Source organism: Flavobacterium gelatinilyticum (genome assembly GCF_027111295.1).
GTDB classification, from domain to species: domain Bacteria; phylum Bacteroidota; class Bacteroidia; order Flavobacteriales; family Flavobacteriaceae; genus Flavobacterium; species Flavobacterium gelatinilyticum.
The window spans coordinates 5,261,546-5,274,537 of the sequence record NZ_CP114287.1; the positions used below are offsets into that span (position 1 = coordinate 5,261,546).

Genomic DNA, 12,992 nt, shown 5'->3' on the forward strand with positions numbered 1-12,992 from the left:
CGTTTTTTCTGTTTTTTTAAGATTTCGTTTTTTTACAATTTTTGAGTGGGTTTTATGAATAATTTTAGTGTCATTAAAAAACTGTAAAGAATGAATAAAAAAGCGGCTCTCTGTTTGTTTCTGTTTTGTTTTTATGCTTTTTCTCAGAATCCTGCTTCTGAAATAAAAGACAATTCGCTGTCTATGCCGGAAAAAACATTCGAAGTATTCTGGAAGACATTTGATGATAATTACGCATTTTTTGATTTAAAAAAAATAGACTGGAAAGCAGTATACAAAAAGTATCGTCCCAAGGTTAATTCAGAAACGTTAAATGACAGTCTTTTTTCTGTTTTGTCGCAAATGACAGCGCCTTTATATGATGATCATGTAAATATTATTATTCCCAATATACGGCAGTTTACAGCAGAAAAACCTTCTCCGTTTTTAAAAGAATTTCCAACTAAAGCTTCAAGGGATTCTTTGTGGACAGCGGTAAATGAGACACTTTATAAAAACGGATTTGCAGAATTGAAATGTGCCGGACCTGAGTATAAAGGCAAAAAGCTATTTTCGTACGCCTGTTCAGATACTTGTGGATATATTCGTATCGAAAGGTGTTTTGCTTCTTCAGAAACAGAAGATGAGCCTGAAAAAGATGCTGTTCTTGCGGGCATAGTACTTGATTCTGTATTACAGCAAATGAGCAAAACCAAAGCTTTAGTATTAGATCTTCGTTCGAATATTGGCGGCAATGATGAATTTGCCTACGCTGTTGCAGGACGCTTTGCAGCAAGTAAAATAGTAGGGCATTACAAACAAACAAGAATTACAGGCACCAGAAAATTTACGCCGTTAGAAAAGTGGTATATAACTCCGTTGTCTCAGACACCTTACACGAAACCTCTTGTAATCTTAACAAACGACCAGACAGCAAGTGCCGGAGATGTTCTGGCCATGATTATGACAGTTCTGCCTAATACAGTTCTTGCGGGCGAAAATACATTAGGTATTTATTCGGATATGTATGGTTTTGAACTTCCAAATAAATGGCTGGTATCTTTGTCCAATCAAAAATATTTTTCTTCTAAAATGGTTTGTTATGAAGGAGAAGGAACTCCCGTAAACATTACGGTCAGAAATACCAGACAGGATATTAAAACAATGGAAGATCCTGTCGTTTTAACAGCATTGAAGCACCTTAATAAAAACAAAAAGTTTTAGAAAAAGAATCAGAAATTAGAACAGATTCGTAATCCTGCTATTCCAGTTTTATTTTTCGGCTTTTACCGGATTGTAATTCGGTTAGTATATCAAATTTCTGAATTTTCGAATTGTCAAGTTTGTAAACTAAGACGAATTTCATATCAGTTAAATCAATAAAAGTCGAATAGAGCGTGCCGCCCACTTTTCCTGAAGCATCTTTTTGTGGCAGCTGAACGGCTTTTCCAATTACATTGCCTACATCTTTAAGTTCAATCGTATCTTTTGCATCGCGGGCATCCAGTTCGTCCAGACCTTTCTGAATCAGCGAGTATCTCCAGCAGGTCGCTTCGGTCTCATTCGTATCTGAAACATTAAAATTAGTTGCCGTAAGACGATTGTTTTGCATCGGTACAATTTGTTTCACTCCATTTACCCATTCAATAAGCACTGCCTTTCCGTTTTTGTCACCCAATAAAATATGCGCATTTTTTAGTGCAATCTTTTTGTCTTCCAGATACTGAACGGCTTCATCTACCGTATGGCATTTTGCGAGTATGTCATCTGTAACATTCCCTTTCATAGAGGAATAGCCCGCAGGAATTTTTTGTTCCGGGGTTACAGCTCCGTCTATAACCAGCCCTTTTTCATTAACACCGCCCTGCCCAAAATTTTCCCATCCGTACCAGATTCTGCCAAGTTCGCCTTTTGAACCTGGTGTAATTTGTATATAAGGTTTTACATCATACCAGTAATCTTCATTGTTTACAAAGTATATTTTGCCCGTTTTGCTGTCTATGTAATACACAATAGAACAGGCTGAGGCTTTTGCCGAAAATAACATAACAGATACCAGCAGTATCAGGTTTTTAAACTTTTTCATTTCTTGTTTTTTGGTTATAAAATGAGCTTAGTTTGTATAAAACAGTAAGTAAAGATAAATACTTATTTTTGAATATTATGAAGTTTTTTAAGGCAAGTCTTACGGTTTTGCTGCAGAAAATCTTCTTAAGCTGTAATTTTAACAGTGAAAATAAAGACAGTATTTAGTTACATATTAATTGATTTCTTAGCTTTGTAGAGCACCATAAAAACTTTATTATGCCCATAATTGAACAATCAGAGTACGATTTTCCTTCTATTATTCATCGCAACAGGCACGTTTCTACTATTTATGCTGCTTTGATTAAACGGTTTGAAGTTCCGGAATATACAAGGGAAAAACTTGAATTAAACGACGGAGATTTTATCAATGTCGATTATGTTATAAATGATACTAAAAAGGCTGTTATTTTATGTCATGGTCTCGAAGGAGATTCACGCAGAACGTACAATAACAGCTGTGCGGCTTATTTTCAGCAGAAAGATTTCTCGGTTTTTGCATGGAATAACAGAACCTGCGGCGGCGAAATGAACCGTCTGCCAAGGCTGTACCATCACGGAGCTGTTGACGATCTTGACGAGGTAGTGCGTTTTGTGCTGCAAAAAGGATTTGAAGAGGTGTATATGATCGGGTATTCAATGGGAGGTGTGCAGCTCCTGAATTATTTGGGCTGGACAAAAATTGATGACCGAATAAAAGCAGGAGTTTCGATTTCGGTTCCCACACATATTGCCACAAGTGCAGAAGTGCTCAAGCAAGGGTTTAACCGGGTGTATCTGAAGAATTTTACAATAGATATAAAAAGAAAGTTAAAATACAAAGCAGCACAATTTCCTGATTTTATAAACCGAGATCAAATTGATAAAATTACGTCTTTTGATGAGGTCGATCAGTATTTTACTGCCCCGTTGCATGGTTTTGCAAGCCGTGATGATTATTATGAGCGCGTTTCTCCCGAATTTTCGCTGCAAAATATTACTACTCCGGTTTTAATAATTAATTCGCTGGATGATCCTTTTTTAGGCGAAAGATGTTACCCAAGAGCGATTGCCAAAGACAGCGCTTATGTATATCTGGAAATGCCAAAATATGGCGGACACTGCGCTTTTCCGCTGCGTAATTCAACATATTCATATGCTGAGAAAAGAGCGTATTCATTTTTTGAATCCTTTAAATCTGAAACAATAAGTAACAGATGTTAGTTAAGTTTATGATTTATAAGAGTAAGATTAAATCTTACTCTTATAAATTTTATCGGGATCAAATTTTAAATCCGGTATTTAAAAATGAGTATTAGTCTTCTTCTTCCCAGTCATTTTCGTCATATTCGGCATCAAAATCATCTTCCAGATATTCATCACTAAGATCATACTGATCATCAAGATAATCACTGTAGTTCAATAAAAGCTGTTCTTCAAAAGAAGTGATATCGCCTCCGGTTTCTTCATACTGATCTGTATAACTTTGAATATTCAGAGATTCGTTTCTATTATAATAATGGTTGGTGTAATTTTCGCTTCTCATATATTTTTTTGATTTAAATAACTGTTTTACAAATTACTCTCATATATATTCTAAGAGTTTTATAAGACTAAATTTAAATTTTTGAATACGAGATTATCTTACATAATTTCAGTCAATCCTTGCTGAATTTACATCTAATAATAAATGGATTGTTTTGAAATAAACCAATTTATATTGTGATTACTTATTTAGGAGTTTTTTGGTTACAAATTCATTAAAGAAGAAATCCCTGTATACATTTCCAATTGGAATTTCGTTTTTCCCAATATATACAGTGTTATTATCTACAGAATCAATCCTGCCAACGTTAATAATATAGGATTTGCTGACTCTGACAAAACTACTTTTTGGAAGTAAATCATGGATCGTTTTTATATTCATTAAGGTAATTACCTTTTGATTTTCTACATACATTACCACGTAGTCTTTTAAACCTTCAATATAAAGAATATCATTAAAGTATACTTTAAACATTCTGCGGTCGGCACGGACAAAAATGTAATCATCCTGAATATTTTCAATGCTGGTGCCGGCGTGTTCCGTTTTAAGCAATCGGCAGTAAGTAGAGGCTTTTTCAACAGCTTTTTTAAAGCGCTCTTCTTTTACAGGTTTAATAAGGTAATCAATAGCATCAACCTCATAACTGTCAGCAGCAAATTCATGAAAAGCAGTAGTAAAAATCACTAAAGTTTCTTTCGGAATCGTTCTGGCAAATTCCAGTCCGTTTACACCGGGCATCTGTATATCAAGAAATATTACATCTACTGTATTCTCTGCCAGAAATAAAGCTGTAGATTCTGCTCCGTTAAACGAGCCTATCGATTCTAAATTCTCAGTCTGATCAACCAGTTTTTGAATTGCTTTTCTTGCCAGTGGTTCATCATCTACTATAATGCAGTTCACTTTTAAAATTTTAAGGTTAAGGTAACAGAGTATGTTTCCAGATTATCGTCTATTTTTAAAACATGTGAAGAAGGAAACAAAAGTTCCAGTCTTCTTTTAATATTGGCCAAACCTAACCCTCCGGATCTGCTGACCGCCTTTGCAACAGGTTTTGAATTGATGCATTTAAAGAAAAGTTCATCATGCCTCACATCAAAAAACAAATTTACATAGGATGATTTTGCCGAATCGTTATTGTGTTTTACAGCATTTTCTACAAATGAGATAAACAATAAAGGAGGCACCTGCACACCGCTTAATTCGCCTTCTTTCGAAATCAGAACATTAAAATTATCCCGTCTTACTTTTTCCAAATTTAAAAAATCTTCTAAAAAATGAATTTCAGAAGTTAATAAAACTTTGTCTCTTGAGCTGTCATAAAGCTGATAACGAAGCAGATCACTGAGTTTCATTAAAACCTGTGAGGCTTTTTTAGGATCATCTTCGATAAGAACATTGGCATTATTGAGCATATTAAACAAAAAATGCGGATTGATTTGATTCTTTAACTGCTCCAGTTCGGCATTGGTTTTTGCCAGTTCCAGATCATAAATTAACTGTGCATCATATATCCAGCGCTGAAATAATTTAACTGCGGCAGATGCGATGATCAGCACCATGATCATAAACGAAAAGGTAAAAAAGTTTATGCTGTCATCTTCATGCGGCAGTAAATTAGGTCTAAAATAATGACAGGCCGTCTCATGAATGAAAAACGAAATAATCATGCCTGTCAGTACAAACAAGCCATAACTCAGATATTTTTTTCGGAACAAAAACATCGGAACAAAAAAATACATGTTGCTGTAAGCCAGTAAAAGTATCTGAAAAAAAGTAACCATCCGGCTGTAGCTTTCATAAGGTTCTGTATACTCCGGCGGGCTGTAATACAAAACAATTATGCTGAATACAATTAATATCAAATGCCGGCACAACCGGTATTTTTTTGAAATAATGAGCTGCAGCATCCAGTTGGCATCCATAATTTCTCTGTGTAAAGTTTTACTCATAAGCCTGTTTTTAGATTCAAAACAAATGTAGTAATACGTACAAAATATAGATTTTATACTATACAAAACCACATGAATTATATACCAAAATAGAGTTTAAAGATAGTAAACCTTTTTGGGATGACTCTGACTGAAACCGACCGTGAGGTAAATTACAATTTTAGGGCTGTTTTTTTTGATGGGAAAAAGAAGGTTATGCACTAAAACTGAGATCTGCAATTTATTTTTCTAGATGTAAAAGTTGTTTTACTATATAAAGTAAGACGTTTGGTATATATAAAAAATGGGCGTTCTGCAAAGAGATACTTTAGCCGAAAATTGTAACATTTAATCAAATCTTTTACTAAATGAAAAGCAGAATCCAATCTTTCTTATTATTCTTTTTCGCGTTTGTCTTTCACTCACATTCGCAGGAAAAAGTTACCCTGAACGGTACGATTTCCAATAAGTCAAATACCGAAACTCTAATTGGTGTAAACATTTATATTCCCGAAGCTAAAGTAGGGATTACCACCAATTCATACGGATTTTATACCACAACACTGCCAAAGGGAAATTACACCATTATTATAAGCTATATGGGTTTTGATACGATTGAAGAAACGATCTCGTTAACTCAAAACACAAAAAAGAATTTTGGGATGACAGAAAACAGCAATGCTCTGGATGAAGTAGTAATTAAAAGTAATACAACAAAGGCAAACATTCGTAAACCGGAAATGAGCACCAACAAACTGTCTATTTCGACCATAAAAAAAATGCCGGCCGTTATGGGTGAAGTTGATGTTCTGAAATCAATTTTGCAGCTTCCCGGCGTTACAAATGCTCAGGAGGGTGCATCAGGTTTTAATGTTAGAGGAGGCTCAGTCGACGGGAATCTGGTACTGCTTGATGAAGCAATTGTTTACAATACATCACATCTGTTCGGATTCTTCTCTGTTTTTAATTCTGATGTAATTAAAGATTTGAAATTATACAAAGGCGGAATTCCTTCTAATTTTGGAGGACGTATATCGTCTGTTCTTGATATTTATCAAAAAGAAGGAAACAACAAAGAATACCATGTAAATGGCGGTATCGGTTTAGTATCAAGCCGTCTGCTTATTGAAGGTCCTATTGTAAAAGAAAAAAGTTCTTTTGTCGTGGCAGGAAGAGGATCTTATGCGCATCTTTTTCTAAAGCTGGCAGACGAACCCAATTCAGCCTATTTCTACGATTTGAATGCCAAGTTTAATTACAAATTTAATGATAAAAACAATGTTTTTGTTTCGGGATATTTTGGTAATGACAACATGGATTTTAACAACAGTTTTATCAATATATATGGTAATACACTTTTTAATGTAAGATGGAATCATATATTTTCGGATAAGATATTTTCTAATGCATCTGCCATTTACAGCGACTATGATTATCAAATTAAGATAAAAACGGTAGGTATTAACTGGAAAGCTGAGGTTAAAAATTATAATTTGAAATATGATTTTAAACATTATTTGTCGAATAACCTCACATTAAATTACGGCTTAAATTCAATTTACTACAGTTTTAATCCCGGTACAATCAGACCGTTTGGAGAAAAATCAAGTATAAATCCGGATCAGCTCGCGAGAAAATATGCTTTTGAAAATGCCCTGTATATTAGTGCAGAACAAAACCTGTCTGAAAAATTATCGGTTACATACGGACTTCGTTACAGTAATTTTCAGCGATTGGGCCAGCAGGAAGTCTATACGTATGCCAATAATCAGCCGGTCGTTTTTAATAAAGAATTTCAGATTTACGAAGAAGCTGATCCAACAGGGACAATAAACTATAAGAAAAATGAAAAAATAGCCGGTTTCGATAATCTTGAGCCAAGACTTGCGGTTGCTTACGCACTCAACAAAGACCAGTCAATCAAGGCCAGTTATAACAGAATGAGTCAGTACATTCATTTAATTTCCAATACAGCTTCTGCAACGCCCCTAGATATCTGGGCACCTACAGACCAATATCTTAAACCCGAAATTTTAGATCAGGCTGCCTTGGGGTATTTTCACAATTTTAAAGATGACAAATACACACTTGAAGCCGAAACGTTCTATAAAAAGATAAAAAACAAAGCAGATTATATTGACGGTGCGGACTTAATTGGTATTGATGCCGTAGAAAGAGTGCTTTTAAACGGAGAAGGACGTGCCTATGGATTAGAATTGATGCTTAAAAAAAATACCGGAAAGCTCACCGGATGGGTTTCGTACACCATTTCTAAGGCGGAACAAAAAACACCTGGCAGAAATGCAGATGAACCCGGAATAAACAATGGAGAATGGTATAGGGCAAATTATGACAAACTTCATAATTTATCCGTTACAGGCTCGTATGCTTTCAGTCCAAAATGGTCATTTGGCAGTATTTTTACTTTTCAAAGCGGTAAAGCAGCTACATTTCCTAATGGTAAATACCAATATCAGGGCATTACTGTTGCCAGTTACGGCGCAAGAAACGAAGACTCCTTATCACCATATCATCATTTGGATATATCAGCAACTTACACTCCTAAACCGGACAAGAAAAAAGGATGGCAGAGCGAATGGAATTTTAGTATTTACAATGTCTACAGCAGAAGTAATGCAGCATCATACAATTTTGGTCAGAATACAGATACCGGAGCAAGCGAAACCAGAAGGATATCCATTTTTGGTATTGTTCCAAGTGTAAGCTACAACTTCAAATTTTAAAAAATAAACAGCAACACCTATAAAAAGATATAAAATGAAACTATTACAAAAAACACTTATACTGTTTCTTTTAATGCTCTTAACGGCATGTGAAGATGTTATTACCGTAGATCTTGATACTGCACCGCCTCGATTGGTTATAGATGCCTCTATAGACTGGGTAAAAAACACAACAGGCAATGAACAGAAAATTGTATTATCGACAACAACAGGGTATTACGATGCTGCATTTCCAACCGTTTCAGGGGCTGTAATAACGATAACAAACACATCAAATACAGTTTTTGAATTTGTAGAAACACCGGGAACAGGAGAATATATCTGTACCAATTTTGCTCCGGTTATTGGTGAGACTTACAACCTGAAAATTGTTTTAAACGGAGAAACTTACACCGCATCTGAAACCTTAACTGCTGTTCCAAAAATTGAAGATAATATTGAACAGAATAACGAAGGAGGCATGACAGGTGACGAAATAGAAATAACGTATTATTATCAGGATAACGGGAGTGAGGTAAATTATTATCTAAACAGGATTACGCAGCCCCATACGGCATTTCCTGAACTTGAAGTTGAAGACGATGAACACAGTCAGGGCAATTTGATGCAGGAATCCTATTCGCATGAAGATTTTAAACAAGGAGATGCCGTAGAAATTAAACTGTACGGAATTTCAAAAAGCTATTATAATTATATGTACAAATTAATATTGGCATCGGGTAACGGGGGCAATCCTTTCCCTACAACACCCAGCGCTGTACGCGGTAATATTGTGAACCAGACTGACAGTAAAAATTTTGCTTTTGGATATTTCAGACTGGCAGAACTGGATGTTAAGAACTATACAATTAAGTAACTGTTTTTTTAATGGATAAAATACTAGTAACAGGAGCAACCGGACATTATGGAAGAGCGGTTCTCAAAGGCTTATTGAATAGCAAAATAGATAAAAAAACTATTTATGCAATGGTAAGAGATGAGACTAAGGCGGGAGAATTAGAATCCTTAGGGGTAAATATTGTTTTTGGCGATTATGGCGATTATGAATCTTTGATAAAAGCATTTTCCGGTGCCGACAAATTACTTTTTGTTTCGGGAAATGAAGTAAAGAACCGTATTACGCAGCATAAACAAGTGGTTAAAGCCGCTAAAAATGCCGGAGTAAGACATATTCTTTATACCAGCCAGCAGCATAAAAGTGACGACAGAGATTCTCCTATTTATTTTATTATAAAATCACATCTGGCTACAGAAACGGCTATTATGAACAGCGGTATGCAGTATACCATTTTAAGAAATGCGTTGTATATGGATATGCTTCCGGAGTTTTTAGGAAAAAAAGTACTGGAAGAAGGTATCTTTCTGCCGGCAGGACAGGGAAAGATTGCTTTTACCCTCCGAAGTGAAATGGCAGAAACGGCTGCGATTATTTTAACCTCACAAGGACATAAAAACAAAATTTACGAAATATCCGGCAGCAGTATTTCGTTTACAGAAATTGCAGAAAAAATCAGTGATATAAAAGGGAAAAATATTACCTATCTGAGTCCGGATTCAAAAGTATTTATAAATGCAGCCATAAGAAAAGGCATGCCAAAAATGGTAATAAAAATGCTGGCTGGTTTTGCACAGGCAGCTCAAAAAGGAGAACTGGACAGCCGAAGTTCGCAGATGGAAAAACTTCTGGGAAGAAAGCCGGCTCAGGTTAACGATTTTTTAAAACAGATTTACAGCTGATAAGATACTATCTTAATCCGTTGGATGCAATTGTATTTTCTATGTAACATTTAAAAATTATAACACGGATAAAACAGATTTGTTTCGCAAAAACGCAGATATAACTGATTATATAGTACATTAAAAAAATCCGTGAAAATCCGCGTCAAAATATATAATTTTTGAATTACACCCAACGGGTTATCTTAATTAAACAGAAACAATGCTAAACGAATTTGTTTAGCATTGTTTTGTTGGTAAAATGCAAATTTACACAGAATAAGAAATGTTTTATTTCATCAACCTGATTTAGGCATCTTTGATTTTAAAATGTCGTAAAAATCATAAACCGTAAATTCCTCCCGAAACCGAAATTTTCTCGCCGTTAATCCAGGCACCATCTTCAGATGCCAGAAAAACAGCTGTTTTTGCTATATCTTCAGGTTGTCCTGTGCGTCCAAGCGGTGTATTGGCAACTAATTTTGTTTCGGCATCGCTGCCTATAAAACCGGCACTGCGTGAACCTTCTGTTTCAACCACTCCCGGTAAAATAGAATTAATGCGAATATTTCTGCCGCTGAATTCTTTTGATAAAGAAATAGTTATGGCATCCAATGCCGCTTTGGTAGCCGAATAAACAGATCCTGCAGGAAGCGGTGTTTTTGATACTTCAGAACTTATGTTTATGATAGTACCGCTTTTGTTTCCAAATAATTTTAAAGCTGCCTGAATAGTAAGCAGAGAGCCCAGTACATTAATATTAAACTGTTGATGAAAGGATTCTTCTGATAACTCTTCGATTGGGGCATATTGATAGATGCCGGCATTGTTTACTAAAATGTCCAAAGTGCCAAAAGCATTTTTTGTTTCTTCAAATAATCGATTCACATCTGATGCTTTTGATACATCTGCCTGCACCAAGACAGCCGTTCCGCCATTATTTGTTATAGCGGTAACAATTCTTTCTGCACCGGTTTTATCTGATGCATAATTCACAACAACTTTGGCGCCTTCTGCTGCAAAATATTGTGCAATAGAAGCACCAATTCCTTTAGAAGCTCCTGTAATTACTGCCACTTTGTTTTTCAATTTATCCATGATTTTATTTATAATGTTAATCCGGCAAATGTATATCAGATTGATTAATTTAAGTAACTTTGTAACTAAAAGTAACTGTATCTTTGAATTAACAAAGTAACCTTTAAGTAACTAAGTTTATGGAATGTAATATGCTTGAAAGAGAACAGCACAAGAAAGAAATGATGGCTGTTCAGGATTCTATGGATGTATTAAACGGAAAATGGAAAATTGCCGTGATATCGTCAATCTGTTTTTATAATAAAAGAAGGTTTTCAGATATTTTAAATGATGTAGCCGGAATTTCCAATAAAATGCTGAGTAAGGAGCTGAAAGAGCTTGAGGTAAATAAACTGGTTAAAAGAACTGTACTCGATACACATCCTGTTACCATTCAGTATGAACTTACAGCACACGGAAAAACGCTTCAGACGATAATTCAAAATCTGACGGAGTGGGGCATTGAACACCGAAAGAAAATTATAGAGGATTAGAAGATATTTATAATCTTGAGAAGAAAAACAAAGGAGTTTCTCGCAGAAAAACTCCTTTGTTTTGAAACAGTACTCGATACGGTTTTAGTATTTTTTGCATCATTAAATCTATAGTTTTTCGTACCAATCCAGAATATAATCGGCAATAGTTTCCCAGCCGGGTTCTCCGCAGATAAAATGGCTTTTACCGGGGAATATTTTAAGATCTGTACGCCCGGCAGTATCGCGGTACTTTCGGGCTATTGTTTCGGTAAGAGAAGGAGGAAATATATGATCACTGCCGCCGCCAATAAACAAAATAGGTTCATGGGGTTTTTTAAAATTGATATTCGAGAACGAGTTTAAAACCAATTCCCGGCTGACTTTGTAACTTTCAGGCACTGCAAATTTTTCAAAAGCGTTCTTTTTTTCCGGTTCTGTTATGGTATTAAAAAAGGCATAATCGTACCATTTGCGGTCTCCCATAAAATATTTTTTGGAAGAAAAAAAGCCAAAAGCCGGCAATGCTGTTTTTAAGGTCTGAAACGGCGGAAACACATTTTTAGGCGGTGCTCCGTCTATACTTACACCAGCGGCAACTTTTCCCAGTTCCATTAACTTCAAAACAGCCATACCTGCCATAGAATGTCCTATTATCAAAGGTTTTTCGGGTAAGGAATCTATTAGTCTGCTGATGTTGTTTACAATATCGATAAATCCGGTTTTAGTCAGGTCAGGATGAACTTTTGCTCTCAACTCGGCGGGATCTCCTTCGTGTCCCGGATTTGCCGGAGTTAAAACCGTATATCCTTTTTCTTCATAGTACTTTTTCCATTCAGTCCAGCTTTTGTTGTTTACAAAATTCCCGTGTATAAGTACAATTGTTTTAGATTTTGACATGATTCTTTTATTTGATTAATGTTAGAATTTCTTTGAAGATTTCTCTTCTGGAGTCTTTAACAAGCTCATAAAGACACATTTCAATAGTGGTTAATGATGCCCCTTTGTTCTGCAGTTTTTGCAAAGCGGTATCCATATTTTCTTTTGATCGGGAAGAAACACAATCCGTTACAATTTCTACCTCGAAATTATTCGATAATAATCCCATTGCAGTTTGATACACGCAGATATGAGCTTCTATACCACAGATAAGCCATTGTTTTCTGCCCGAATCTATAACAGCTTGTTTAAAAATTTCATCATCAAAAGCATTGAAAGAATATTTTTCAACGGGCTGCTGCTCCCGCAGTAACTTTTCTATTTGAGGTATTGTACCGCCAAGCCCTTTTGGGTTTTGCTCTGCCCAAATTATCGGAATTGAAAGTATCTGACACCCCATAATCAGTTTTTCCAGATTAACAGCCAGCTTTTCGCTGTTGTGTACAATTTGGGCGAGCTTTCCCTGAACATCAATTACCAGCAGTCCTGTATTTTCCTGTATAAGCATAACTCTTTGATTATT

Annotated in this window: 13 protein-coding genes; 6 read left to right on the top strand and 7 right to left on the bottom strand. The window is 35.5% G+C overall.

Features of this window, described 5'->3' with window-relative positions; genetic code table 11:
- The first annotated feature begins 90 nt into the window (after positions 1–90).
- A complete protein-coding gene (locus OZP11_RS22785) occupies positions 91–1,203 on the top strand; it encodes a S41 family peptidase (RefSeq protein WP_281232780.1) in 1,113 nt (370 codons plus the stop codon).
- Between the two features lie 37 nt (positions 1,204–1,240).
- Here the strand turns inward: OZP11_RS22785 and OZP11_RS22790 are convergent, their stop codons facing one another.
- Positions 1,241–2,065 carry a carcinine hydrolase/isopenicillin-N N-acyltransferase family protein gene (locus tag OZP11_RS22790; protein ID WP_281232781.1) on the bottom strand — a complete coding sequence of 275 codons (825 nt, stop codon included), beginning with the start codon at positions 2,063–2,065 and terminating at the stop codon, positions 1,241–1,243.
- 218 nt (positions 2,066–2,283) lie between these two features.
- On the opposite strand from OZP11_RS22790, the gene OZP11_RS22795 reads away from it, so the two are divergent.
- A complete protein-coding gene (locus OZP11_RS22795; protein ID WP_281232782.1) occupies positions 2,284–3,267 on the top strand; it encodes a YheT family hydrolase in 984 nt (327 codons plus the stop codon).
- Positions 3,268–3,358: 91 nt separating this feature from the next.
- Here the strand turns inward: OZP11_RS22795 and OZP11_RS22800 are convergent, their stop codons facing one another.
- From OZP11_RS22800 to OZP11_RS22810, 3 genes are all read right to left on the bottom strand, one after another.
- Positions 3,359–3,589, bottom strand: a complete 231-nt coding sequence (locus tag OZP11_RS22800) for a hypothetical protein (protein ID WP_281232783.1) — start codon at positions 3,587–3,589, stop codon at positions 3,359–3,361.
- Between the two features lie 180 nt (positions 3,590–3,769).
- Positions 3,770–4,492, bottom strand: coding sequence for a LytR/AlgR family response regulator transcription factor (locus tag OZP11_RS22805; protein WP_281232784.1), 723 nt, complete (start codon positions 4,490–4,492; stop codon positions 3,770–3,772).
- 2 nt (positions 4,493–4,494) lie between these two features.
- The gene (locus OZP11_RS22810) at positions 4,495–5,541 is read right to left on the bottom strand and encodes a sensor histidine kinase (RefSeq protein WP_281232785.1); all 1,047 of its coding nucleotides are present in this window, start codon (positions 5,539–5,541) and stop codon (positions 4,495–4,497) included.
- Between the two features lie 347 nt (positions 5,542–5,888).
- On the opposite strand from OZP11_RS22810, the gene OZP11_RS22815 reads away from it, so the two are divergent.
- From OZP11_RS22815 to OZP11_RS22825, 3 genes are read left to right on the top strand one after another with little or no spacing between them, the layout of a single operon-like run.
- Positions 5,889–8,264, top strand: coding sequence for a TonB-dependent receptor (locus OZP11_RS22815; protein ID WP_281232786.1), 2,376 nt, complete (start codon positions 5,889–5,891; stop codon positions 8,262–8,264).
- A 34-nt stretch (positions 8,265–8,298) separates the two neighbouring features.
- Positions 8,299–9,120: a DUF4249 domain-containing protein gene (locus OZP11_RS22820; RefSeq protein WP_281232787.1), complete on the top strand. Its 822-nt coding sequence runs from the start codon at positions 8,299–8,301 to the stop codon at positions 9,118–9,120.
- 11 nt (positions 9,121–9,131) lie between these two features.
- Positions 9,132–10,001 carry an SDR family oxidoreductase gene (locus tag OZP11_RS22825; protein ID WP_281232788.1) on the top strand — a complete coding sequence of 290 codons (870 nt, stop codon included), beginning with the start codon at positions 9,132–9,134 and terminating at the stop codon, positions 9,999–10,001.
- A 321-nt stretch (positions 10,002–10,322) separates the two neighbouring features.
- Here the strand turns inward: OZP11_RS22825 and OZP11_RS22830 are convergent, their stop codons facing one another.
- Positions 10,323–11,078 carry an SDR family NAD(P)-dependent oxidoreductase gene (locus OZP11_RS22830; RefSeq protein ID WP_281232789.1) on the bottom strand — a complete coding sequence of 252 codons (756 nt, stop codon included), beginning with the start codon at positions 11,076–11,078 and terminating at the stop codon, positions 10,323–10,325.
- 119 nt (positions 11,079–11,197) lie between these two features.
- Between OZP11_RS22830 and OZP11_RS22835 the strand changes: the two genes are divergently transcribed.
- On the top strand, positions 11,198–11,551 hold the full coding sequence (locus OZP11_RS22835) for a winged helix-turn-helix transcriptional regulator (RefSeq protein WP_281232790.1): 354 nt from the start codon (positions 11,198–11,200) through the stop codon (positions 11,549–11,551).
- A 108-nt stretch (positions 11,552–11,659) separates the two neighbouring features.
- Here the strand turns inward: OZP11_RS22835 and OZP11_RS22840 are convergent, their stop codons facing one another.
- A complete protein-coding gene (locus tag OZP11_RS22840; protein ID WP_281232791.1) occupies positions 11,660–12,430 on the bottom strand; it encodes an alpha/beta hydrolase in 771 nt (256 codons plus the stop codon).
- A 7-nt stretch (positions 12,431–12,437) separates the two neighbouring features.
- The gene (locus tag OZP11_RS22845; protein WP_281232792.1) at positions 12,438–12,977 is read right to left on the bottom strand and encodes a hydrolase; all 540 of its coding nucleotides are present in this window, start codon (positions 12,975–12,977) and stop codon (positions 12,438–12,440) included.
- Between the last annotated feature and the right edge of the window lie 15 nt (positions 12,978–12,992).

Bases quoted from the DNA above. Each gene is read 5' to 3' on its own strand.
- OZP11_RS22830 (WP_281232789.1), bottom strand. From the start codon at position 11,078: ATGGATAAATTGAAAAACAAAGTGGCAGTAATTACAGGAGCTTCTAAA.
- OZP11_RS22810 (WP_281232785.1), bottom strand. From the start codon at position 5,541: ATGAGTAAAACTTTACACAGAGAAATTATGGATGCCAACTGGATGCTG.
- OZP11_RS22820 (WP_281232787.1), top strand. From the start codon at position 8,299: ATGAAACTATTACAAAAAACACTTATACTGTTTCTTTTAATGCTCTTA.
- OZP11_RS22795 (WP_281232782.1), top strand. From the start codon at position 2,284: ATGCCCATAATTGAACAATCAGAGTACGATTTTCCTTCTATTATTCAT.
- OZP11_RS22790 (WP_281232781.1), bottom strand. From the start codon at position 2,065: ATGAAAAAGTTTAAAAACCTGATACTGCTGGTATCTGTTATGTTATTT.
- OZP11_RS22825 (WP_281232788.1), top strand. From the start codon at position 9,132: ATGGATAAAATACTAGTAACAGGAGCAACCGGACATTATGGAAGAGCG.
- OZP11_RS22800 (WP_281232783.1), bottom strand. From the start codon at position 3,589: ATGAGAAGCGAAAATTACACCAACCATTATTATAATAGAAACGAATCT.
- OZP11_RS22815 (WP_281232786.1), top strand. From the start codon at position 5,889: ATGAAAAGCAGAATCCAATCTTTCTTATTATTCTTTTTCGCGTTTGTC.
- OZP11_RS22840 (WP_281232791.1), bottom strand. From the start codon at position 12,430: ATGTCAAAATCTAAAACAATTGTACTTATACACGGGAATTTTGTAAAC.
- OZP11_RS22835 (WP_281232790.1), top strand. From the start codon at position 11,198: ATGGAATGTAATATGCTTGAAAGAGAACAGCACAAGAAAGAAATGATG.
- OZP11_RS22785 (WP_281232780.1), top strand. From the start codon at position 91: ATGAATAAAAAAGCGGCTCTCTGTTTGTTTCTGTTTTGTTTTTATGCT.
- OZP11_RS22845 (WP_281232792.1), bottom strand. From the start codon at position 12,977: ATGCTTATACAGGAAAATACAGGACTGCTGGTAATTGATGTTCAGGGA.